Raw genomic sequence first — 24,213 nt, 5'->3', positions numbered from 1 at the left:
ATTTCGTGTCGAACCGTTGATATATCGTAAGTTATGATAGATATAATCGAAAAATCGTTGATATATTGCGATTTATGATAGATATAATTGAAAAATCGTTGATATATTTTTTTACAATTATGAGTGTGTTTCCTTTAATATTTCTTGTACATATGGATCATGTAATATCTGCTCTATAATTGGTAACATGTTTTGTTCAAATGGAATGTCGATAGGAAATGGCTTTTGAGAGCCTGGTTTTATTCCATATTGCACAATTTTGTAATGTGTATTGTTTTCAGAATTGAGCACAATTAACTTATAGCGGTTATCATCGCCAGCGAGTGAGAAATCAATAGACGTAGCGTTATATGTTACTTCATCTTTATATATGTACGGTTTTGGCGTACCAATCCAGTCTACTTTTGCTTGTACATTCATGGGCATAGCCTCCTTATATGTATTATAAATAAATAAAAGCCAGCTCTCAATAAAGAGAACCGGCTTGTAATTTAGCAGTCATTGGTTATTTTAAAATTTTCACTTTAACAGTTTTGCGTCCCCATTTTTGAGCAGCGCTATCTGATCCAAGTAAGATATCGATACGGTTACCTTTAATTGCACCACCAGTATCTCCAGCGATAGCTTCTCCGTAACCTTCTACCCATACTTTAGATCCTAATGGGATTACTTTCGGGTCAACAGCGATCATTTTCATGTTTGGATTCGCAGTTAAATCATGACCCATTGCAGTTAATACACGGCCGCCATATGTGCCACCGTTTTCGCTCGGGTGAGCTGTATATGCTGTAGCTACAACTGTTAACTCACGACCACCAGAAGGTGTGTTAGTTTCAGCAGCTTTTACAGCAGGCTTAGCAGCTGGTTTTGCTTGTGCTACAGGTGCTTGAGCCTTAGCTGGTGCTTCAGCTTTAGCAGGAGCAGTTGTTTCTTGTTTCTCAATTACAGGTGCTGTACCTGTTAAGAAAGGAACATGAACATAAGCTGTTTTCCCGTTATATTCAAATTGTAACCACTCATTTTGTACTTGGTTCGTTGTTTCGATTACATCGTCTTTCTTCAACTTTCCAAGAACCTCTGAGTTTGTGTTCGCTTCAGCACGTACGTTTAATACGTTAGCTGTTACGTAGTAGATGCTTTTTGTGAACTCTGCACTTACGAATGCGTCTTTACCGTTTAAAGTAACTTTTGACCATCCGTTCTCTGTATTTTGTACATCTATTTTATTACCGTTTAGTAATTTACCGACAACTTTTGATTCCGTAGTAGGGTTTTCGCGTACGTTTAGTACATCTGTTGTTACAACAGTTTCTGCATTAGCAGATGATGTGAAAATCCCAAGACCAAAAACTGCTGCTGTTGCTATACCAATTAATTTTTTCATGATAGCCTCCATTGCGTTTGTTTTCGTGTCCTCATTATAGCAACAGATTTTTTCGGATTTGGGGAAAACACACAATTACAAACCATTCGTAATAAGTCGTTAACATCCTGTAATATAACAAAAAATATAGGAAAGCGTTTTTCATTCTATATGACTCATAGGTTTCTAGTTATATTCAAAATATTTAATACAACATGTTTTTTTCGACGTAAATAAAAATATTACAGGAATGTTACATGATATTTACTAAACGATTACATTCCTTGAGTATTTTACCGTTTTATGGGTAATATAGTTATATAAACATAAACATTTTGTTTGTGAAGCTATAAACACGTGCTATATACTAGCAAAAAAACCGCATAATTGTTACAAAACGAAAGGGTTGTAAGGAAGAACTTTGCCCTTTTTTACATATGTAACACATCCTTTTTTAGGAAAATACATTCCTATCCGCGTTTTTCTCACACAATTTGACAGCAGTATTTCTAACTTGTAGCTCTTGCAGAGTGAAAAGGTTATACGAAAGGTAAGGCTGTCCATAAGAATTCGAATTGGTGAAGGTGAAAGTAAGAAAATCACCGCAAAATTATAGTTTTCTATCCGATTTTACATATCGGAATTTATGTTATTTACAAAAGCGAAACCTACGAAGGGGGATTTGATGAGGAAACTGACAAAAACATTCATCGTTTCATTAACATTATGTATTGCATTTACAATTTGGGGGATTATTCCCGAATCTATTATTGGAAAAGGTAGCTTAGGAAATGTAACAACCGCAATTCAAACTGCATTAGTTAGTAAGTTCGGGTGGTTTTATATTATTTCCGTGTCTATTATTTTAGGTGTGTCTATCTTTTTAATTGTTTCGAAATACGGTTCTATTCGTTTAGGTAAAGATGATGATGAACCTGATTATAGTTATATGACATGGTTTGCTATGCTATTTAGTGCTGGTATGGGTATCGGCTTAGTTTTCTGGGGCGTTGCTGAACCATTAAACCATTTATACGCACCTCCGTTTGGAGAAGGTGCAACTGAGGAAAGTGCGCGTCTTGCACTGCGTTTTTCATTTTTCCATTGGGGATTACATCCTTGGGGACTATATGCGTTTGTAGCGTTATGTATTGCTTACTTTACCTTTAGAAAAGGAAAAGCAAGTACGATTAGTGCGACAGTAGGTCCGTTATTTAAGGGCGGGGAACACGGGCGTATTGCTCATTCATTTGATGTGTTAGCTGTTTTTGCAACTGTGTTTGGTGTTGCAACGTCATTAGGTCTCGGTGCAAAACAAATTGCGGGTGGTGTTAGTTATTTAACATCTATCCCGAACTCATTAACGACACAGTTAGTTATTATTGCAATCGTAACGGTTCTTTTCATGTTATCTGCGCAAACAGGTCTTGATAAAGGAATTAAATATTTAAGTAATACGAATATTATTTTTGCATTTGCACTTATGATCATTGTATTATTTGCAGGTCCAACAAACTTTATTATGAATTACTTCACTTCAACAATCGGTTCTTATATTCAGGAATTGCCAAGTATGAGTTTCCGTTTAAGTCCATTAGACGAAGGTGGGAATCAATGGATTCAGTCATGGACAATTTTCTATTGGGCATGGTGGATTGCGTGGTCACCGTTCGTAGGTACGTTTATTGCTCGTGTTTCACGAGGTCGTACGATTCGTGAGTTTGTTATCGGTGTGTTACTTGTGCCGACCGTAATTGGTGCACTTTGGTTCTCTGTGTTCGGCGGTACTGGTATTCATATGGAGCTGTTTGGTGATGCACATATCTTCGACAAAGTGAAAGAAATGGGAACAGAAGTAGGATTATTCGCTATGTTCGATCAGATGGGCAGCTTTGGATCAGCTTTATCAGTTTTAGGTATTTTACTTATTGCAACATTCTTTATTACATCTGCAGACTCTGCAACATTCGTTTTAGGGATGTTAACGACACATGGTAGTTTAAACCCACCAAATCGTATTAAAATGATTTGGGGTATCGTTCTAGCCGCGATAGCTTCTACGCTATTATATATTGGCGGATTAGAAGCCTTACAAACGGCAGCTATCATTGCAGCATTCCCGTTCGTCTTTGTTATTTTCTTTATGATGGCAGCATTATTTAAAGAGTTACAAAAAGAAGGACGTATGAAGCGTCATTAATAATAGAAGGAAAAGAGCTGATTTCATATCAGCTCTTTTTTATTTCTCTATTTGCCTGTAAAAGTACGATTGGTGATGGCTAATGAAAGTTTCACTTTATATAGAAGGAATTTGAAATGCGGGTAGGGGAAATAAAATACTTTACCATATAAGTAGTATGCCTTTTATACGAAGAAAAAACGATAGGTTTCGACAATATTCGATCCCTTGCGAATTCTATTCATATTTTTGACAAAAAATTGTCGGAAATGTGTTGTCACGTTTATATATATGTGCTATATTATTTCCTGTAAGCGATTTCAAATAGTTTTAAAGCGCATTCAAGGGGGACATCTAGAATAATGAAACGTTACGAAAGAAAGTGGAAGCATATTTGTTTGAAACGTGTGGCACATCGTAGTGTCCAAGAAAGCACGGAACCTAAGACTGAAACGCGCAAAGAACAGCAAGAGAAGCAATTGGTTCTACAAAAATAGCAATCACTTTTTCGTATATAAATGAAGGTCGATCGTTCGTTGGGGGATGGACGTGAAATTACTTTCAGCTAAGGGGTATTGTCTGATATATAATTTATACGGCAATAAATAAGCACAGAGCATACGGCGCTCTGTGCTTATTTTTATTATTTATCTTTTTTGAATCGAACTGTTTTATCCCAGCCAATGACTTGTTTCTTGCTCTTTGCACGTAAGTATAAGATTAAGCTACGAATAAATAAGTACGTAAAGAGCTGTGCGTACGTAAAGTACATAATAACGCTAATAAAAATATTAGTCGGTGTAAAGGTTCGTTCGACACTCTGGGCACTAAATAATTGAGAAACATATGTAATATATGCGACATACCACATAAATAGTAGCGGAATGCTATATTGAATTTGGAATATCCCGAGTAGCCCAATTACAAACCAAACGTTCGAAATGATTAGGAATAGCCAAAATACAACATACACTAGAACTTGTTGTAAGGAATGAACAAGCAGCTTTCCTTTAAAGAAACTTAATGATGAGAACATTTTTTCTAAAATATATAAATTTCCTTGGAGCCAACGTGTACGTTGTTTAATAAGAATTTTTAAATGCTCTGGTTCTTGTTCCCAAGTAACTGATTCTGGGACGATTGGTAAGAGATAACCTTTTTGTGTAATTCGTAATGTTAATTCAGCATCTTCTGCAATTGCGTAAGGGTCATAGCCACCAAGCTCTTCTAGTGCGGAGCGACGAAGAAGCATGTTTGTTCCTGTCAGCGAGCCTGTTTGGAATAGTAACCAGCGTCCAGATTGCATAAGGAGCTGGAAGATTTGGAATTCTAGCGAAATCATTCGCGTCAACCAGTTTCTGTTTTCGTTTACTGTACGAACGTGTCCAACAGCTCCAACAGCATCTTCAGTTGTTTCAGCGTGCTCTACAAGCATTCGCAGTGCGTGTGGTTCAGGTTGGTTATCTGCATCGTAAACACAGAAGTACTCACCATCTGAAATACTAAGCCCATAGTTTAGTACACGTGATTTACCCTTCGGTTCACCGGGAGGAACACGAATATGGCAAATATGAGCATAAGCTTTGTCGAAATCATCTCCGATTTCAGGTGTTTCATCTTGAGAGTTATCATTTAATAAATAAATAGTTAGCTTTCCTGGATATTCAATCTTTGCCATCGCCTCTAAAGTATCTTTAATAACGATGCCTTCATTATGGGCAGGTATGAAAATATCGACGCTCGGATAATGTTCTAGCGTACGATCTTTTCGTTTACTATTTCGGTGAATTAAGCCCGCGATTGTTAAGAAAGAGTAGTAAACGAGTAAGCCAGAGAATAGAAAGGCCGTAAAAATAAGTACATATTTAATTGAAAATGTGATACTAATCCAAAAAACGAGTACGCAAAACAGAAGGAATAAAAGAAGTATAACGAGAGTCATCATAACAGTGTCTGTCCTTTGTTTCCAATTTGCTCGCGTGAAATTTTTATATCTCGGATTGCTTCAGCAGCAAGCCATTGCTCCATTTTTGGCTTTAGGCGGTTCATTACAATGTCAGCACCAGCTTCATTTGTGTTTTGTAATAAAATAACTAGCGTATTATTATCATATTCAGCAGCAAGGTCAAAATCATTCCTTACCGTTTCAACTAATAAGGAAGCTACACGGTCCATAACACTTTCCTTCGTATATTTACTAAAGGGAGTGAAATCAAAGTAAATGATAACGCCTGTTTCATTACGACGATTCATTGCAGTTGTTAATAATGCTTGGCGTCTCTCGAATTCTTGTCTTGTTAGTAATTTTGATTCTCCAATATATTGTTCTAACGTTCTCACACGCTCAGTTAAAGTTTTATTTTCATGAATCACTTTTTTCAATAGGTGAGTTGTTATATATACAATGAAGAAGTTAGCTGCCATCAGGAAGTGGATAATCATATATTGCCATTGATCTGATGTACTCCATAAATGAAGCCATGCTTGATAGAACAAATAAAATACGGAAATAATGGTTCCTAGTATGAAGAAAACAAATGCTGTTTTGTCAGCTAAAAATAAGAATAGTACATTTACGATTACGTATATTATTGTAAAAATAAGAGCATGCTCATATTTCGTCACATGTACAGTAGTAAAATAAAATACAATTTGTAAAATCCACATAGAGAGGATTTTATAGAACTTATCTTTCACAAAACTTTCCTCCTTAAAGCTATTTCATCAATAGATACTTGTAGTATGCGCAATTATTAAGAAATTGACCATGTCGTTACATTCTTTTGAAGGGCAACAACAAGTAGTATCTCTATTTTCATTAGAAAAATAAAAAGACTTAAACATTATTGTATCATAATGTTCTTATATTTGGCATAAAGTGATTAATAGATGCACAAAAGACATTTGGATTGCATGAAAAAAGTCTCCTCTTGTAGAAAGAGAAGACTCTATATAAGTTTATAGGAACATCATACCTGCAACTGCTGCATTTAAGAAGTTCGCTAATGTACCAGCGATAACTGCTTTAATCCCTAATTGTGCAATTTGTTTACGGCGAGTAGGAGCTAGCGTTCCTGTTACACCTAATTGAATTGCGATAGAAGAGAAGTTTGCGAATCCACAGATTGCGAATGTTAAAATTAGATTTGTTTTGTCAGAGAACTCTGCCATGTGTGGTCCTAAGTTTGCGTATGCAACGAATTCGTTGATTGCAAGTTTTTGACCAATAAAGCTTGCTGCTTGTACAGCTTCACCAGGAGAAACCCCGATTAAGATTGCAAATGGTGATAATAAGTAACCGAAGATTAAATCAAGGCTAAGTTTAATATCGAACAGAGAACCAATCAATCCTAATAATCCATTTAATAAAGCGATTAATGCGATGAAAGCCATTAACATTGCTGCTACGTTAATAACAAGTTGCATACCTTCAGATGCACCGCGTGCAGCTGCGTCGATAACGTTTGCGTCTTCACGTTCTGTAGAAAGTTCAACGTTATTATCTACTTTTTCTGTCTCAGGCATAATGAGTTTCGCAATTAATAAGCTTGATGGAGCTGCCATTATTGCAGCCGCTAATAAGTGCTCTAACGGAATACCCATTGCTGCATAACCGACGAGAACAGATCCAGCAACAGCTGTCATACCGCTTACCATAATAGCGAAGAATTCACTATTTGTTAAACGTGCTAAGTAAGGTTTAATTAAAATTGGAGCTTCAGTTTGTCCTAAAAATACAGTCGTTACTGAGTTTAAGCTTTCTGCTTTAGAAGTTCCAAGAAGTTTACTTAATGCGCCACCAACGACGCTAACAAATTTCTGCATAATACCAAAATGATATAAGATTGCTACTAATGAACTAATAAATACGATTGGAAGTAGTGCTTGAATAAAGAATACAAATCCCCAAGGTCCTTTTGCGTTGACTAAATCCCCAGCAACGAACTTAATTCCCTCGTAAGAAAAATTAATTAATCCTTGAACACCGTCAGCAGCGTGTTTTAAACCTGCTTTACCAGCATCCCATCGTAATACGATAAATGAAAATGACATTTGTAATGCTAGCGCGATTAAAATTGTGCGCCAATTAATAGCTTTGCGGTTGGAAGATAGTAAGAATGCAATTGCTAATACTCCAATCACGCCGCCAATTCCCCATAAAAGATTCATGCAGTGTATGCTCCTTCCTCATAGTAAAAACAGTGTATAAACCAGTTGTCTATACGTTTACGAATATAACATCTTAAGTAACTTATCATAATGGACATCGGAGGTCAAACGTCTAATGAAAAGTTTAAATAAAAAGAAAATTCTTCAAAAAAACACATATGAAATAAATAGACATGAAATAGGTTATGTTTTTTATGGGAATATATACATTATGATAACGTTATGCATTGTTTTTGCAGAATAAAGTGTATGAAATGGAAGAATGGATACATTATTTTTGTAGAGAGAAGGTAGGAGAAAGGGAGTAATATGTTGAACTCATAGCAAAAAAGCCTTCTAGTAAACTAGAAGGCTTTGAAACTATTAATTAAGGTGCTTTCGTGTATCCTAAGAAGTGGCTCTTCCAATAAGAGTTACTTAATGAAGCGATTGCTACACCTTTATCTCCAGCTTGGATAAATGATCCGCCCCCAAGGTAAATACCCATGTGAGAAGGGCCAGATTTATAAGTGTTTTGGAAATAAATTAAGTCACCAGGTTGTGGACTTGAAGTTTTTGGTAGGCTACTCCAATATCCTGCAACACTTTGGCGGCTAATGTTATGACCAAATTTCTTAAATACGTGGTAGATGTAACCACTGCAGTCAACACCGTTAGCAGAAGTTCCGCCCCAAACGTATGGTACACCTTGCATTGATTTTGCGTATGCAAGTACGGAAGAACTGTCGCCGCTATTATTACCTGTATTATTATTGTTGTTATTGTTTTGATTGTTATTTTGGTTATTGTTAGGCTTATTATCTACTGCGCCTCCAACTGGTGTTTTAGATAGGTAACGTGTTCCGATATAACCAGTTTGACCGTTGTAGTTAATTTTGCTCCATCCAGAGTTTTCAGAGATTACTTGAACCTTCTGACCTTGTGGAAGTGCGCCTATGATTCTATAATTTGTACCTTCGCCGCTACGTACATTTAGTGCAGAAGCATTAATGTAGTAGTCACCAATTGCACCTTGGTTAGGCTGTTCAGGTTGTTTTGGTTGCTCAGGAGTAGTAGTGCCACCTTTAACGAATTTTACAAATTCGCTACTAACAAAGCCTGTTTTTCCTTGGTAATTTACCTTAAACCAACCGTTTTCAGATCCAACTACGTTTAATGTTGTACCGTTTAAAACGCCACCAATTACACTATGGTAAGCGGCAGGGCCTGTACGAACACGTAAAGATGTAGCGTTAACTACGTAAGAACCACCAGTTTGAATAGTTCCATTATTGTTTTGCTCTTGTTTGTTGCCTTCTGTAACGTTTTCGTTAGAACCGCCTTTTGTTACGTAGTCTTTGCTTATATAAGCAGTTTGTCCTGCGTAATTGATTTTGAACCAATCTTGAACTTCGCCAACAACTTGTACTACTTGTCCTTTTTTGACAGAACCTACAGTTGTGTGAGAAGTGCTAGGACCTGTACGAACACGAAGGGAAGATACATTTACTGTATAGTTTCCGCTTGCTGGTTTTACTTCTTGGTTGTTATTATTCGTATTGTTGTTTGAAGAACCCCCAGTAGAAGAAACGCCAGATACGAATTCGCCACTTACATAACCTACTTGTCCATTATGGTTAATTTTCACCCAACCATTTTCTTGTCCAATTACGTTTAATGTTTGTCCTTCATATACACGTCCAGAAACAGAACTAGAAGTGTTAGGAGCTGTACGTACACGTAATACATCAGCGGTAACTTTATTGTTTCCACCTGTGCTTACATTGTTGTTTGCTGCTCCACTTTTTGATACAAATTCGCCACTAACAAAGCCTGTTTTTCCGTTAATGTTAATTTTGAACCAACCATTTTCTTCGCCAATCACGTTTAGTGATTGACCGTTATAAACGCGTGAGATGATGTCGTGAGAAGTGCTTGATCCCGCACGAACATGTAATACGCTCGCGTTTACCGTATAAGATGAGTTGTTTGACGCAGAAGCTTGGACAGTTGTAGCAGCCTTTTGTGTATTTTGTTCAGGTGCAGCTTGAACACTATCAAGTGTAGGTGCTGCTCCTCCTGCTACAGACACTGCCGCAAGACCGGCAAGATACTTTTTCATAATTTGTCGATTCCTTTCTGTCTGTAATGTAGTGAAGAAATATTTACCAACTGTTAAAAATTCTAAAGAGCATGTCGATTACTGTCAAGGCTTATGTGGGAATCTGAATATGACAAAAAGATTACAAGAAAAAATCAAGGCATAAATTTACACCTTGATTTCCATTTAAATGCATATATTGAATGTGAAAGGACAGAAATTATTCGGGTTTAAGAAGATGCCATATTGGATTGTAACAAGATTTGATTAAATGATTTTTGCAGTTTTTTGGTGATAGGCCCAACTTGCCCATCTTGAATCGCGGTTCCATCAAGGTGGGTCATTGGTAAAATTTCAATCGTTGTGCCTGTAAAAAAGCATTCATCTGCTTGATAAACGTCACGAACGCTGAAAAGTTCTTCCTGTACAGGTATGTGAAGAGTATTCGCTAAAGAAAGGACATATTGACGAATAATGCCATTTAAAATAAGGTGATTGGCTGGATGTGTGTAAAGAGTTCCGTTTTTAATTAAAAAGAAGTTGGAATGGCTTCCTTCCGTTACAATACCATTCCTTACGAGAAGTGCCTCTTTACAGCCTTTTCGTTCAGCTTTCGTAGCAGCTAGTACGTTTGGTAATAAATTTAATGATTTAATGTCACAGCGTAGCCATCGAGTATCGGGTTCTGATATAGCGCGTATACCATATTCAATCCATAACGCTGGTCTTTCTTTTTTTGTAATATAGGCATAAATTGTTGGAGGGTTGTCATATGAAAATATATGTGTGCGAGCTTGTACACCACGAGATACTTGCAAATAAATTGTGCCATCTTCATGGAAATGATTTCGTTCAATTAATTTGTAAAGTAAAGTGATGAGCTCAGCTTTTGAGAAAGGGAGCGATAATTCTATTTCTTCCATGGATCGATATAATCTCGTTATGTGCGGATCTAATAAATGAAAGTTCCCTTTATATAGGCGAATAACCTCGTAGACACCATCTCCGAACTGCGAACCTCTCTCTTCAAGTTCTATGTACGTTTGTTGTTTTGTTGTATCAATAACTTCATCATTCCAAAGTACAAATTTTTCGTATGCCAATTTCCGTCCCATCCTTTCGTAAGTACGTAAGTAACGTGAAACTTTTATTCATGCGAGATAAAAATCACTATAGTAATTTTTATGTAAGCAATTCTCTACATATGACCGTATATGTATTTGTAAATCATAGAGAAGTAAGGATGGTTTACCCCGCATTAACGGGCAGTAAAACTCCTACTTAAAAATTCGGGTGGAGCAAAGAAGTGAATTGGGCGAATAACTGCCCGTAGCTACCCGATTGGTGAGGGCTGATTAAAGTTTCACTTTACAGCATTTTGTATATACAAATTCGAAAATAAGAATGAGAATCCTGCTTTTAAATAAAAAAAAGCAACATTCTTATGGAATGCTGCACAAGGAGGGTAGCTATCTTTCATAGGGACATTGTCTCGTTGAATGTTTTGTGTATGGAAACAAAACATGTTGAAAGACAATTATAAGAAAGTAGAAACAAAAGATTTACACACTTCTTTAAGGGATCTTACGAAAGATGAGAGATAAGAAATATGTAGAACCTCGTTTACATATTTTATTATAGAGATTTTTCATTAACACTATGTGAATATTTGGTAAAGGTTATGTAATTTTAAAGTTAATGAATATAAGTAGTTGTATGGAAGAAAATAAAAAAAGAGGCTGAGATTACTCAGCACTCTTCTTTTCTTCTTTAATAACTGTTTTTACTTCACCAGTTTTGATCTTATTACTTTCAGAGAAGCGAAGTAAGTCACCTTCAATGATTTTATCAGACATGTTCAATTCATTTTGGGCGCGATCAATTAGTGGTTGGGATTCTTCTTTCGGTAATTGTACAACTTCGCCAGTAGCACGGTCATAGAATGTACTGTTTGTGTACATGTATTTATCTGTAACGAAGCTACCGTCACGAAGAACAACGAATCCTTTATTATCAGGTGAGAATACATCATGACCGAATCGAACGTCATTTGTAGAATCTACACCAAGTAAGTTTAGAATAGTTGGTTTAATGTCAATTTCACCAGTTGGTTTCGAAATTGTTTTACCTTCTTTTTGACCTGGAACGTGAATAAACATCGGTGTTTTTTGTAAGTTCATATGGTCAAATGCAGTGATTTCTTCTTTTCCTAAGAACTGTGCCATTGCACGGTTATGGTTTTCAGAAATACCGTAGTGGTCACCGTAGAATACGATTACTGAGTTGTCGTAAATACCTTCTGCTTTTAGACGCTCAATAAAGTGTTTCATTGCTTCGTCTAAGTAACGAGCAGTTACCATGTAACGGTCAAATACTCCATCACCAGAATTGTATTCATCGATTAATTTTGTACTGTCATCGTAAGTGAATGGGTAATGATTCGTTAAAGTAAGGAAGCGAGTATAGAATGGTTGCTTCACTTGTTTTAACATATCAATAGATTGATCGAAGTATTCGATATCTTTTAATCCCCAATTTAATTTTGTTTCTGGCGTAATCTTGTAATCAAGCTCGTTGTAGTAACGATCATAACCAAGTGCTGGATACATAATGTTACGGTTCCAGAATGTTGCGTTGTTTGCGTGGAATACCGACGTGTGATACCCTTGCTGACGTAAAATTTCTGGAGTTGCTGTATATTCATTGTTACCGTGTGTGAAGAATACAGCACCACGGTCTAGTGGATATAACGAAGTATCTACTAGGAATTCAGCATCAGATGTTTTACCTTGACCTGTTTGATGGAAGAAGTTATCAAAGTAATAACTTTCTTTCGTAAATTGGTTTAAGAATGGTGTAACTTCTTGTCCGTTAACTGTTGCACCAATTAAGAATGTTTGTAATGACTCAAGAGAGACAACAATTACGTTTTTCCCTTTTGCAGTACCGAACATATTTGGATCTGGTTTACTTTGTGTTGTTTTTACGTAGTTCTCTGTTTCTTGTAATTTACTACCGTCAGCGAATGCTTTTTGTGAACTTGATTTTGCTTGTAAGCCAAGATCGTATACTTGGTGTACATATAATCCTAAGTTTTTAACAAGCATAACGCGGTCGAATGAACGTGTTAATAGTTCTGGGCGTTCAGCTTCTGCAAGTCCTAAGTTTGCGAAGAAAATAGCAACTGTTGATACGAAGTATAGAGAACGCATCGGGCGTGCTACACGCTCTGTAGGTGCAAAGTTCTTCATTTTCTTCAATAGAACGAAGAATATGATAATGTCTGCAAATGCAAGGATAATTTTGTAGTTAAATAATTCTTTCACACTAGAACCTAAACTTCCGAAGTTAGATGTTTGTCCTAGCACCGGTAATGTAACGAAGTCATTGTAGAATCCGTAGAACATTACGTTACCAACAAGAACGATTGTTAAGACAAAATTAATTCCAAGTGCTATATAGTTACGTTTTTTCCCTTTTGCAAATAATGCAAGACCAACAAGCAGTAATGATGCTGCTAATGGGCTAAGGAATAAAATGAATTCTTGCATGAAAGATTCAAGTTTTAAATCAAAGCTTGTGCGTGTAATAAGGTAAGTTTTCAGCCATAAGGCTAAAGCTACGAATAAAGTGAAACGCACATTTTGAAATTGTGATTTCAAGGTTTCTTTCATTCATTTCCACCCTTTCTCTATCAGGCTTGGTCGATTTTGGAGCGAAAAATGCTAAAATAAAAAATACATAGTTTTCTTGGCCATAATTAAAGGTTCTATATTCACCCATATACGACTATAACTATGCATACCCTTTTGGTTTCTTTTGTTGCTCATAAGCATAACGTCATTTCTGTATTATACAACAAAATTCATTTCTGAGAAACACTATAACATTTTACATTTTTTGTATAAGATTTGTCACTACCAGAGAAAACTTTAACATTCGTTTATATGTCCGTCAACTAGAAAATATAACAAAGGTAGAGCAGAATGTTAAGTGGAAGTGAAAATTTTCTTTGTTGAGAAATAAGAAACGAAGATGGGTAAGGGTTATCTAGAAATCTATTATATGAAGGAAATCGTGTGAAAATTAACGAACACTTGTTCTTTTTTGGTTTGTTTGTTACAATGGAAGTTCATTGATAGGTTTTGTGTAATTTCCATGAACTTTTACTGATAACATATTGTAGCTTATTTCTTTTTAAAAATAGGGAGGCTTTTTACATGAAACAAAAATTTTCAGTTGAAGCGTTTTGGAAGAAAGTAAAACATGTTGCAAAGCAAGCAGGGCAGTCGGTCATTTATGCAAGTTTATTACTGTTTTACGTTTTGCAAAGACCCGATGTTCCAAAACGAGTGAAAATTATTGTAATTGGAGCACTTGCTTATTTTATTGCACCGATTGATGCGATTCCAGATTTCATTGCTGGAATTGGCTATACGGATGATTTAGGGGCGTTAACGGCCGCACTAATACAGGTGTCGTTATACGTCAATGAAGATGTGAAAGATAAGGCACGAGTGAAGTTGGCAGAATGGTTTGGTTCGGATATAGACACAACATTTATCGATCAGAAATTAGGTCAATAGGTGAAATCTGTCATGAGGTGACAGGACGAACGTAAGCGAGGAAGTGCATTATGCCATCAGGAAGAACGCATACGAAAATAAACTTAATATCCCTTCCGGTTGTTTTGTTTTTGCTCTTTTCGTATGGATTAACAAATTTTGATTTTTTATTAACTTTTGCAATTGGTTTTTTAGTAGGTACTTCATTTTTAACACCAGATTTAGATACGTACAGTAATGCTTATAACAAATGGGGTTTCTTACGTATATTTTGGTATCCTTATAAGAAAGTAATGCCACATCGATCTTTCTTTACGCATACGATTATACTTGGTGATGTGATTCGTATTGCGTACATGTTAATTGTCTTTTCTCCATTTTTATTACTATTAAATGTAATCGCATTGGATGGTAATTTAATAGAAATTGCGCAGAAACATGAGGTTGAAATTGTAACATTCTTAATGGGAATTGTTGTGGCAAGTACGCTCCACATTATAGCGGATAAAGTGAATACACGCCGAAAGAAAATGATGAGAAAAAAGAAGAAACGCAGAAGATAAAGTGAACGAATTAGGAAAAGGGCCCCTTGCAATTTGCAAGGGGCCCTTTTTAAACAAACATTTGTTTAAAATTAAGCTTTCAGCACTTTAATTCCTTTTACAATGTTCCAGATGAAGTAGTATAAGCTGATGATTCCGCAAATAGCTAAGACAATCATTGATCCAATTCCAAGTGTTACATCTGGTTGATCAGATCCAAGACCCATAATTCCTAAAATAGTTACGCCAATGAATGTAGCGATACTTGGAATGATGTGTGTCCATAGAGCACGTTTTGCATGTGGTTTTGTTTCAGCATCTCCTACAATCCAAACGATAATAGGGAATAAGATAGGGGCAAATAGTACACTAAAGTATGATAACGCAGCTAATATTTTATTTCCGTTCATATATATCACCTCATAAATAATTTCTGTTGTTATACTATTATTATGCAATAATTTTGGCAAACTTCCTATCGATGAACATTACAAGAACGTGACGATTTTGTAAGATTTTCTGTTAAATAATAAAATTTTCAAAAAAATCTTTTTTAATAGAAATTGTTATGGTACAGTATAAATGAAAGTTGTTGAAAACGTTTTCTTAAACGTTTTTTTATTTTAGACTTAAAGGTATGATGACCTGATAGTCTATTGATGGGGTTATTCTATTCAAAAGGGGATTCTTTAGGGGGAGAGAACAATGAACACATGGACACAAGTTTATGATCCATTCGGAAACATTTGGATTTCGGCAGCGGTCGCACTTATTCCGATTATCTTTTTTTTCTTAGCTTTAGCAGTTTTCCGCATGAAAGGGTATGTGGCAGGGTTTATTACAGTTGTACTTACAGTTTTAGTAGCGTTATTTGCTTATAAAATGCCGTTCACGATGGCAATGGCAGCGACCGGATATGGTTTCTTATACGGATTATGGCCAATTGCTTGGATTATCATTATGTCGGTATTTTTATATAAAATTTCTGTGAAAACAGGTCAATTCGATGTGATTCGTGCATCGGTATTATCGATTACGAACGATCATCGTCTACTCGTTATTTTAATTGGATTTTCATTTGGAGCATTTTTAGAAGGGGCGGCAGGATTTGGGGCACCAGTAGCGATTACAGCAGCGCTTCTTGCGGGTCTTGGGTTAAATCCTTTATACGCAGCAGGTCTTTGTTTGATTGCAAATACTGCACCAGTGGCGTTCGGAGCGATGGGAATTCCGATTACAGTTGCTGGACAAGTAACAGGTATTGATCCACATAAAATTGGACAAATGGCTGGGCATCAATTACCGTTCCTATCATTATTTGTGCCATTCTTTATCGTATTTTTAATGGATGGATTTAAGGGGATACGACAAACGTGGCCTGCGTTATTTGTAGCGGGTAGTTCATTTGCGATTACGCAGTTCATTACAGCGACATTTTTAGGACCAGAACTTCCGGATATTACATCGGCACTTGTAAGTTTAATTAGTTTAGCGCTGTTCTTAAAAGTTTGGCAGCCGAAAGAAACTTATCAATCCGGGCAAGCAAATAGTGAAGTAGCAGCAACAACGACAGTAGCATCGATGCCGAAATTAACGTTTGGAAAAGTAGTGAAGGCATGGTCTCCATTTATCGTATTAACGGTTATGGTAGTCATTTGGAGCCAAAGTTTCTTTAAGGCATTATTCGCTCCAGGAGGGGCTTTAGCAAGTCTTGTATTTAAGTTTGAAATTCCAGGTCTGCATAATCTAGTAATGAAAGCAGAGCCGATTGTAAATAAACCAACGCCTTACGAGGCAATTCTGAAGTTTGATGTATTATCAGCAACCGGAACGGCGATTTTAATTGCTTGTATCATTTCCATGTTTATTTTGAAAATGAATGTAAAAGATGCAGTAGTGACATTTAAAGAAACGTTAAGTGAATTAAAAATGCCAATTCTATCAATCGGATTCGTACTAGGGTTTGCATTTATCGCAAACTATTCTGGTCTATCTTCTACGTTAGCGTTAGCATTAGCTGGAACTGGCGGACTATTCCCGTTCTTCTCACCATTCTTAGGCTGGATTGGCGTATTCCTAACAGGGTCTGATACGTCTGCGAATGCACTGTTCTCAAATTTACAAGCCATTACAGCGCAGCAAGTCGGCGTATCTGAAGTGCTTCTCGTTGCAGCAAATACAACAGGCGGTGTAACAGGTAAAATGATTTCCCCGCAGTCGATTGCGATCGCTTGTGCAGCGGTTGGTCTTGCTGGAAAAGAATCGGATTTGTTCCGTTTTACAGTGAAGCATAGTTTGTTCTTCGTAATTATTGTTGGTATTATGACTTATGTTCAGGCTTATTATTTAACGTGGATGATTCCATAAACAACAAAAGAAATAAACTTTTAATTTTCCAAATTATGGTGTATGATAGAAAAGTATTGAAAATTAAATCAGTGATAAACTAGGGGTGCCTAACGTATGCGTAGGCTGAGAGAGAAGCGCGTGAACTTCTTAACCCTTTGGACCTAATCTGGCTCGTACCAGCGTAGGGAAGTTAACGGCTTTACATAATGATGTCTTTATGAGCCAGGTCCTTATTTTTTTATGGACCTGGCTCTTTTTATGGAAGATGCGCAAATTGGGAATACCGACAGTAGTGGATAGGGTTGTTCAACAAGCAATCAGTCAAGTGCTTGGTTCAATATTTGAAAAACAATTTAGCGAATCTAGTTACGGCTTTAGACAAGGGCTCTTTTATGTTTGTATTTCGGAACTTCATCATATTTCTTTAAATAATAAGCACGGTAAGTAGCTTCACGAAATTGTACAGAGTTGGCAGCTTCAACCATGTAATAACGAAGATACTGGTTTCCCGTTCGTGCCATGGGTGTTCGTTCCGATTCAAAGTTTCCAGATTGCGATTTTTTCTAGTAAAGACCGGTGTATTTGGCCAATTGTGCTTCGTTCTCAAAGCGTTCAATTTGTCCAACTTCCGCAATGATTCCCGCGGCGTATACGACTCCAATGCCTGGAACACTTGTTAAATATCTCGCTTCTGGAATGGCTTAGAATAAAGCAGTAATGCTTTTTTCTATCTCTTTGATTTGTTTTTTCAATGTTTGAATCAATCGTGCATAAGTGGCTAATACAACGTCCACAGAGTCTTGAACGACCTTACCTAGTCGGTAGGAGTCACGTATGGCTTTCTTGATGGTTTTCGCTAAATCTTCCGGGTCGCTAAAGCGTCCTTTCCCCTTTTTCTGAAGAAGAGTAGCGAGTGCTTCTAGATCCATTTCTGCGATTTCATCCAACGAAAGGGAATCTGAGAGTATTTCCATCATCGTCGCACCAAAAACAGAGGTATTTAACTCTTTCGTATAGTAAAGGTTCTCCAGAAAGTGTTGCTTACATTCTGTTTGCTGGTGAACGAGTTGATATCTAGATCGTATTAAATGTTGAAGGGCAACGTATTTTTCCTCCTTGATAAGAAACTTATTATACCGCCCGATTCGTAAAAAATCGGCAATACGGAAAGTATCTATTTTATCGGTCTTATCTTCTTCAAAGAGTTTTTTATATCGATGGATGGCTTTTGGATTTTGTACGACCACTTCCACGTCTAAAGCCCTCAAATCCTTATCTTCCGTTAGGAACATGGAAGGATGGAAACTATAGACGGAAATAGATTCCATACCAATGACAATTTTTTTATAGTTGTACAACTGATGAAAATGGAGAACATCCTCCTTAATGGCGTTGGCACCATTCACATCGTTTGAAAGACAAATTTCTTTCAAAACAGTGTCATGACTGTCAAGAAAACATACATCAAATTTTTCAGAGCTTACATCAATAGCTACGAATAATCTCAAAGAAAGGACCTCCTTTCTTTGAATAGTATTTGGAATGAGCTTGGATACTGTGGGATCTCCCTAGAGTCAAAAACATAGCCACAACCTCGCGTATGAGTATTCAATGATTGCCTTCATCTAAGCTGCCCCTCCCACCATTATGAGAGGTAAGTGAAGGAAACCGATACAGCTTGTGCGTATGCAGTGCATTTTGGTCTGGGTCACAGTCTTTTAACGTGGTCGAACTACAGGAGGAGTAAGCATATTCCCGATGGATCCATTTCCATACTTCCATTATCTGGGGAAATCCCCCAGTATCCAAGACTAAATTTTACCCATACATCATTTTTTTGATGTAGCTCTTGAAGATAAAAACTATTCAATTTTCAAGGAACAGTTATTAACTTAAAACTTATTATACGAGGAGGGTGTATCATGAAAAAAATATGCTTTGTATTAATTGTCGACGCTGGTATAAATTATGGTTCAATATTTTCTCTACCATTTTTAAGGAATCAGGATGATTTGAAGGGATATTTTTCTAAGTATTATGATGTTTCAATTAATTATATTAGGGATAAAAACTCAGTTGACTATTTGGTAGTTCCCAAACCGTGTCCAGCTTTTGATAATGAAAATAATCTTCCAATAATTGAAGTACCAGCAATCTTATTTATGGAAAAGAATTTTGAAAAAATAAAGACTTATATAGACAATTATTTTTCTAATAACTCATAAAGAAAATAAAAGTACAGTAAAAAGAAGTCCGATAAAAAACGAGTGGTGTAGAATATTTCTATTAATCATTCGTTTTTTATTATATTTACATATATTTTTTAAAAGAGGATTATAGACGTTCTGAAAAAAAATAATTATAACAAGAACAGTGTTCGTGCTACTATCTACGGTTATTTTTTGTACTAAGTAACCCTTTAACTAACAAGACAACAAAAATAATTAACATATTAAGGGAATTGCGTTACGATAAATGTAAGAGATTTTTCTTTGAGTTTTAGCTCTGAATAATAAAGATAGTTAAATCACTAAATGGAGGAGCAGGTCAATTTTGTTCCTTGTATAGTAAATTGTTACCTATCTCTATTACAGGTTGTATGGCAGGTAACAGTAGCAGTTGTAGCGAAATACAGCAGAGACAAAGGCTCTTTGGCAAACGGGACTGATGAATGTATTTGGCAAGTAAAAAATGGTTCTTCCCGGAGTTAGTTGAAAAGTCTCATTCTCTCCAAAAGTAGAATCTTTGTCCGCAATGTGGAGAATTTGCATCGACCATACATGATTCTTTTAATAAGCTTTAACTTGTTTATGCTCCCTTCGGTAAGACCATTATTATTCTCATAAGTTACCGTATTTCTGACAGCTTCAATATCCCGGGCTAATCCATTCGTAAAGCTCTTAAACTCTTGCATATTAGTATTCTTAATTTTCTTAATACAATGATTGAGATTCTCAACACTTTTTGTGGTGAAGATGTTTTTAAACTCCCATGTTAAATCATAAACTATTTTTACAATAGGGTGTTCTTCGTAATTATTGTTGGTATTATGACGTATGTGCAGGCGTATTATTTAACGTGGATGATTCCGTAAAGAGCAAAAGAAATAAACTTTGAATTTTTCAGATTATGGTGTATGATGGGAAAGTATTGAAAATTAAATCAGTGATAAACTAGGGGTGCCTAACGTATGCGTAGGCTGAGAGAGAAGCGCGTGAACTTCTTAACCCTTTGGACCTGATCTGGCTCGTACCAGCGTAGGGAAGTTAACGGCTTTACATAATGATGTCTTTATGAGCCAGGTCCTTATTTTTTTATGGACCTGGCTCTTTTTATTTTGGCATACGCTGGCCATATCTCGTCCTTGTCACGTACAGGGGGGCAACAAAAATTATGAAACAATCTGTTTCAGCTGAGCAAATTGAATTGAAATCGAGTTTACCAGGGAGTAAGAAAGTATATGTGGATGGGCCACGAGAAGGCATGAAAGTACCGATGCGTGAGATTGAACAAAGCGAAACGAATGGCGTTCCAAATCCGCCAATTCGTGTGTATGATACGAGCGGCCCTTATACGGATCCTGAGTATAAAGTGGAGTTAGAAAAGGGGATTCCAACGCCGCGCCATTCTTGGATTATGGGGCGTGGTGATGTAGAAGCATACGAAGGGCGTGAAGTGAAACCAGAGGATGACGGTGTGAAAGTGGCTTCGAAACATACACCTGTTTTCCCGCAGATGGATCGCAAGCCACTTAGAGCAAAGCAAGGTGCAAACGTTACGCAAATGCACTATGCACGTAATGGCATTATTACGTCTGAGATGGAGTATGTTGCGATTCGTGAAGGGGTAGAGCCGGAGTTTGTTCGTAAGGAAATCGCAGAAGGCCGCGCTATTTTACCAGCGAATATTAATCATCCAGAAGCTGAACCGATGATCATCGGGCGTAATTTCCATGTGAAGGTAAACGCGAATATCGGAAACTCAGCTGTATCTTCTTCGATTGCAGAAGAAGTAGAGAAGATGACATGGGCAACGCGCTGGGGTGCAGATACGATTATGGATTTATCTACAGGTAAAAATATTCATACGACGCGTGAGTGGATTATTCGTAACGCGCCTGTACCAGTTGGAACTGTACCGATCTATCAAGCGCTTGAAAAGGTAAACGGAATTGCAGAAGATTTAACGTGGGAAGTATATCGTGATACGTTAATTGAGCAGGCGGAGCAAGGCGTTGATTACTTTACGATTCACGCTGGTGTATTGCTTCGTTACATTCCAATCACGGCAAAGCGTACGACAGGTATCGTTTCGCGCGGTGGTTCGATTATGGCGCAGTGGTGTTTATTCCATCATAAAGAAAACTTCCTATATACTCACTTTGAAGAGATTTGTGAAATTATGAAGCAGTACGATGTTTCGTTCTCTCTTGGAGATGGATTACGTCCAGGGTCTATTGCAGATGCAAATGACGAAGCACAGTTTTCTGAGCTTGAAACACTTGGCGAATTAACTAAAATTGCTTGGAAACATGATGTGCAAGTTATGATTGAAGGACCTGGACACGTACCGATGCACTTAATTAAAGAGAATATGGAGAAAGAGCTTGATATTTGTCAGGGCGCGCCGTTTTACACACTTGGGCCGCTAACGACAGATATTGCACCAGGTTATGACCATATTACATCTGCAATTGGAGCTGCGATGATTGGCTGGTTTGGAACAGCGATGCTTTGTTATGTAACGCCGAAAGAACATTTAGGTTTGCCAAACAAAGATGATGTACGCACGGGTGTTATTACGTATAAAATTGCAGCGCATGCGGCTGATCTTGCGAAAGGACATAAAACGGCTCATCAGCGTGATGATGCACTTTCAAAAGCACGCTTCGAATTCCGTTGGCGCGATCAATTTAATTTATCTTTAGATCCTGAACGTGCGATGGAATATCATGATGAAACGTTGCCTGCAGAAGGGGCAAAGACAGCTCACTTCTGTTCAATGTGTGGACCGAAGTTTTGTAGTATGAGAATTTCGCATGATATTCGTGAGTATGCAAAAGAAAATGATTTAGAAACGACAGAAGCAATTGAAAAAGGAATGAAAGAGAAAGCAGAAGAATTTAAAGAAGCTGGTAGTCATTTATATCAATAATATGTTACACCTCTTTACTTGATTGATCACACTGTAGTACCTAACTTTATTATAGAAGAAGCCCCATTTGCTAAGACGGTAGCAAATGGGGCTTCTGTTGTTTATAAGGCAAAGAAGAGATGTACCCAGTAGAATAAGAGGAATAGTGTGACGACTGTTGTGAGCGGGATAACGATAAGGGATACACTTAAATAGTCTTTCCATTTTACTTTAATTTTGTTTTGTTTCAGAATATACATCCAAATGAGTGAGGCTAGTGTACCAATTGGTAGTAATAGTGAACCGATGTCACTACCAATGATGTTTGCAAGATAGATTGTTTTTAATGTGACTGGATCTAGTCCCATTTCTGTTAATGTAATTGTACCAATCATAAGGGCAGGATGGTTATTGAAGACGTTAGAGAGGATGGATACAAGTCCGCCCATTGCAAAGCTAGCATAGAGTAGATGCTGATTCACAATTGGCTCGAGCCATTGTACAAGTGCAGCTGTTAATCCTGCGTTGTGGAGTCCGTAAATAATGACGTACATAGAGAAGGCGAAAATTAAAATGTGCCACGGTGTCTTTTTCAAAATGTCGACAGGATTTGTTCGTAAGTAGTACCATCTCCAAATGAGAAGAACGAGTGAACCAAGTACTGCAACGATTTCAATTGGGATGGATAAGAAGGATGCAACGAATAGAAGACAGCGCATCAGGAAGACGAAACCTAATACTTTTAACATGAATCTTGTCCGTTTTTGTTTCGTATCAACAGAATTATTTCCTTTTAGTGGATGGAAGTTTTTCGTGAAGAAAATTTCTTCAATATCATATGAAGATACAGGTAATTTTTTCGGAAGTTTTTTCTTCAAAACTGTATACATGAGCCATGACATAAATAATAAGCCTAATGTTGCAGGTACAAACATCATAGCAGTATGCATATAAAGAGTCATATTAACGATATTTAATGCAATTAAGTTTACGATATTACTTACACCAATTGGTGCACTAGATGCAGTAGCGATTAAAGCGCCACTTAATAAATAAGGAATTTGTTGATGTGGTTTTAATTGAAGGTTTTTTAGAAGAAGAATTAAAATGGGAGTTGTAATTAGAATACTACCGTCGTTATTAAATAAAAGAGTCATAAGAAAACATAATAATTGAATATACCAGTATAGACGGCGTCCAGAACCTTTCGCTAGATTTGCTAGTTTCGCTGCGGACCAATGGAAGAAGCCGAAGCTTTCTAATATAACTGCCATGACGATGGTCGCTAATATTGTTATGGAAGCACCGCCAATTTTACTTATAATATCCATGACGTCTGGTTTTGATACAAGTCCAGTAATTATGATGATACCAGCTCCGATTGCTGCTGGCCACGCCTCATTCAAACCTCGAGGCCGCCAAAAGATAACGATCATCGTTAAGAAGAATACAATAATAGTAATCCATATTTCAATGCTCATATTTTGCCTACCTTTCTATTTTCCCTTGAACAGATGTAGCTTGTCTCAAGTTTATATTGGTAGTATATTCAGCAAAAAATAAGAAGAACTAGACGTATAACGAGATGAAGCGAATATGTGTTTTTCAAGCTAAAGGACAAGTGTCACGAATAGTGAAATAACTATTATGAGAGGCGTCTATAAATTATTGGGGCAGTAAAATAGTAAATGAAATTTATATGGGCGATTATGGAGATATATTGGCGCAACTTAAAATATATCAGCGATTATTGAAATATATCGGCGCAACTTAAAATATATCAGCGATTATTGAAATATATCGGCGCAACTTAAAATATATCAGCGATTATG

Annotated in this window: 16 protein-coding genes, 2 pseudogenes and 2 riboswitches; of the genes and pseudogenes, 7 read left to right on the top strand and 11 right to left on the bottom strand. The window is 36.8% G+C overall.

Annotation, left to right across the window (positions count from 1 at the left end):
- Nucleotides 1–117 precede the first annotated feature (117 nt).
- Nucleotides 118–420 carry a DUF3910 family protein gene (locus tag NST90_RS24850; RefSeq protein ID WP_001102544.1) on the bottom strand — a complete coding sequence of 101 codons (303 nt, stop codon included), beginning with the start codon at nucleotides 418–420 and terminating at the stop codon, nucleotides 118–120.
- A gap of 85 nt (nucleotides 421–505) precedes the next feature.
- Nucleotides 506–1,384 (bottom strand): cell wall-binding protein EntA, encoded by an 879-nt coding sequence (locus NST90_RS24845; protein ID WP_000733352.1) that lies wholly within the window; start codon nucleotides 1,382–1,384, stop codon nucleotides 506–508.
- A 664-nt stretch (nucleotides 1,385–2,048) separates the two neighbouring features.
- On the opposite strand from NST90_RS24845, the gene opuD reads away from it, so the two are divergent.
- Nucleotides 2,049–3,563 (top strand): glycine betaine transporter OpuD, encoded by a 1,515-nt coding sequence (gene opuD, locus NST90_RS24840; protein WP_001230115.1) that lies wholly within the window; start codon nucleotides 2,049–2,051, stop codon nucleotides 3,561–3,563.
- Nucleotides 3,564–4,185: 622 nt separating this feature from the next.
- Here opuD and NST90_RS24835 read toward each other — a convergent pair.
- From NST90_RS24835 to NST90_RS24810, 6 genes are all read right to left on the bottom strand, one after another.
- Nucleotides 4,186–5,487: a glycosyltransferase gene (locus NST90_RS24835; protein WP_000988747.1), complete on the bottom strand. Its 1,302-nt coding sequence runs from the start codon at nucleotides 5,485–5,487 to the stop codon at nucleotides 4,186–4,188.
- A complete protein-coding gene (locus NST90_RS24830; RefSeq protein WP_000653218.1) occupies nucleotides 5,484–6,239 on the bottom strand; it encodes a diguanylate cyclase in 756 nt (251 codons plus the stop codon). Before NST90_RS24830 ends, NST90_RS24835 begins: the two co-directional genes overlap by 4 nt.
- A gap of 261 nt (nucleotides 6,240–6,500) precedes the next feature.
- Nucleotides 6,501–7,712 (bottom strand): NupC/NupG family nucleoside CNT transporter, encoded by a 1,212-nt coding sequence (locus NST90_RS24825; protein ID WP_001051015.1) that lies wholly within the window; start codon nucleotides 7,710–7,712, stop codon nucleotides 6,501–6,503.
- A 367-nt stretch (nucleotides 7,713–8,079) separates the two neighbouring features.
- Nucleotides 8,080–9,813, bottom strand: a complete 1,734-nt coding sequence (locus NST90_RS24820; protein ID WP_000760275.1) for an SH3 domain-containing protein — start codon at nucleotides 9,811–9,813, stop codon at nucleotides 8,080–8,082.
- 209 nt (nucleotides 9,814–10,022) lie between these two features.
- Nucleotides 10,023–10,907 (bottom strand): D-amino-acid transaminase, encoded by an 885-nt coding sequence (locus tag NST90_RS24815; RefSeq protein WP_074618720.1) that lies wholly within the window; start codon nucleotides 10,905–10,907, stop codon nucleotides 10,023–10,025.
- A 630-nt stretch (nucleotides 10,908–11,537) separates the two neighbouring features.
- Complete coding sequence (locus NST90_RS24810) at nucleotides 11,538–13,466, bottom strand: LTA synthase family protein (protein WP_000665333.1); 1,929 nt, start codon at nucleotides 13,464–13,466, stop codon at nucleotides 11,538–11,540.
- 546 nt (nucleotides 13,467–14,012) lie between these two features.
- Between NST90_RS24810 and NST90_RS24805 the strand changes: the two genes are divergently transcribed.
- Both NST90_RS24805 and NST90_RS24800 read left to right on the top strand, forming a co-directional pair.
- Entirely contained in the window at nucleotides 14,013–14,378 is a 366-nt protein-coding gene (locus NST90_RS24805; protein WP_000810369.1) for a YkvA family protein, read from the top strand.
- Nucleotides 14,379–14,428: 50 nt separating this feature from the next.
- The gene (locus NST90_RS24800) at nucleotides 14,429–14,920 is read left to right on the top strand and encodes a metal-binding protein (RefSeq protein WP_001139061.1); all 492 of its coding nucleotides are present in this window, start codon (nucleotides 14,429–14,431) and stop codon (nucleotides 14,918–14,920) included.
- 71 nt (nucleotides 14,921–14,991) lie between these two features.
- Here the strand turns inward: NST90_RS24800 and NST90_RS24795 are convergent, their stop codons facing one another.
- The gene (locus NST90_RS24795; protein WP_001014099.1) at nucleotides 14,992–15,309 is read right to left on the bottom strand and encodes a DUF4870 domain-containing protein; all 318 of its coding nucleotides are present in this window, start codon (nucleotides 15,307–15,309) and stop codon (nucleotides 14,992–14,994) included.
- Nucleotides 15,310–15,604: 295 nt separating this feature from the next.
- Here NST90_RS24795 and lldP point away from each other — a divergent pair, with 295 nt between their 5' ends.
- A complete protein-coding gene (gene lldP / locus NST90_RS24790) occupies nucleotides 15,605–17,266 on the top strand; it encodes an L-lactate permease (RefSeq protein ID WP_001099337.1) in 1,662 nt (553 codons plus the stop codon).
- 71 nt (nucleotides 17,267–17,337) lie between these two features.
- A riboswitch (TPP riboswitch) is annotated at nucleotides 17,338–17,453 on the top strand.
- Between the two features lie 57 nt (nucleotides 17,454–17,510).
- Nucleotides 17,511–17,627 (top strand): annotated as a pseudogene (locus NST90_RS24785) (Retron-type RNA-directed DNA polymerase); the annotation flags it as partial.
- On the opposite strand, the pseudogene NST90_RS24780 reads toward NST90_RS24785, so the two are convergent.
- A pseudogene (locus NST90_RS24780) lies at nucleotides 17,626–18,756 on the bottom strand (IS110 family transposase); the annotation flags it as partial. The pseudogenes NST90_RS24785 and NST90_RS24780 overlap by 2 nt on opposite strands.
- Nucleotides 18,757–19,170: 414 nt before the next feature.
- On the opposite strand from NST90_RS24780, the gene NST90_RS24775 reads away from it, so the two are divergent.
- On the top strand, nucleotides 19,171–19,473 hold the full coding sequence (locus NST90_RS24775) for a hypothetical protein (RefSeq protein WP_000717619.1): 303 nt from the start codon (nucleotides 19,171–19,173) through the stop codon (nucleotides 19,471–19,473).
- A 940-nt stretch (nucleotides 19,474–20,413) separates the two neighbouring features.
- A riboswitch (TPP riboswitch) is annotated at nucleotides 20,414–20,529 on the top strand.
- Nucleotides 20,530–20,641: 112 nt separating this feature from the next.
- On the top strand, nucleotides 20,642–22,402 hold the full coding sequence (gene thiC / locus NST90_RS24770) for a phosphomethylpyrimidine synthase ThiC (protein ID WP_000814484.1): 1,761 nt from the start codon (nucleotides 20,642–20,644) through the stop codon (nucleotides 22,400–22,402).
- A 101-nt stretch (nucleotides 22,403–22,503) separates the two neighbouring features.
- Here the strand turns inward: thiC and NST90_RS24765 are convergent, their stop codons facing one another.
- On the bottom strand, nucleotides 22,504–23,862 hold the full coding sequence (locus NST90_RS24765; protein WP_000021123.1) for an arsenic transporter: 1,359 nt from the start codon (nucleotides 23,860–23,862) through the stop codon (nucleotides 22,504–22,506).
- Nucleotides 23,863–24,213 lie beyond the last annotated feature (351 nt).

It is taken from the genome of Bacillus sp. FSL E2-8900 (genome assembly GCF_037966225.1).
GTDB lineage: Bacteria > Bacillota > Bacilli > Bacillales > Bacillaceae_G > Bacillus_A > Bacillus_A cereus.
Note: the sequence above shows the minus strand (reverse complement) of the source record. Positions and strands in the feature narration are given on the sequence as shown.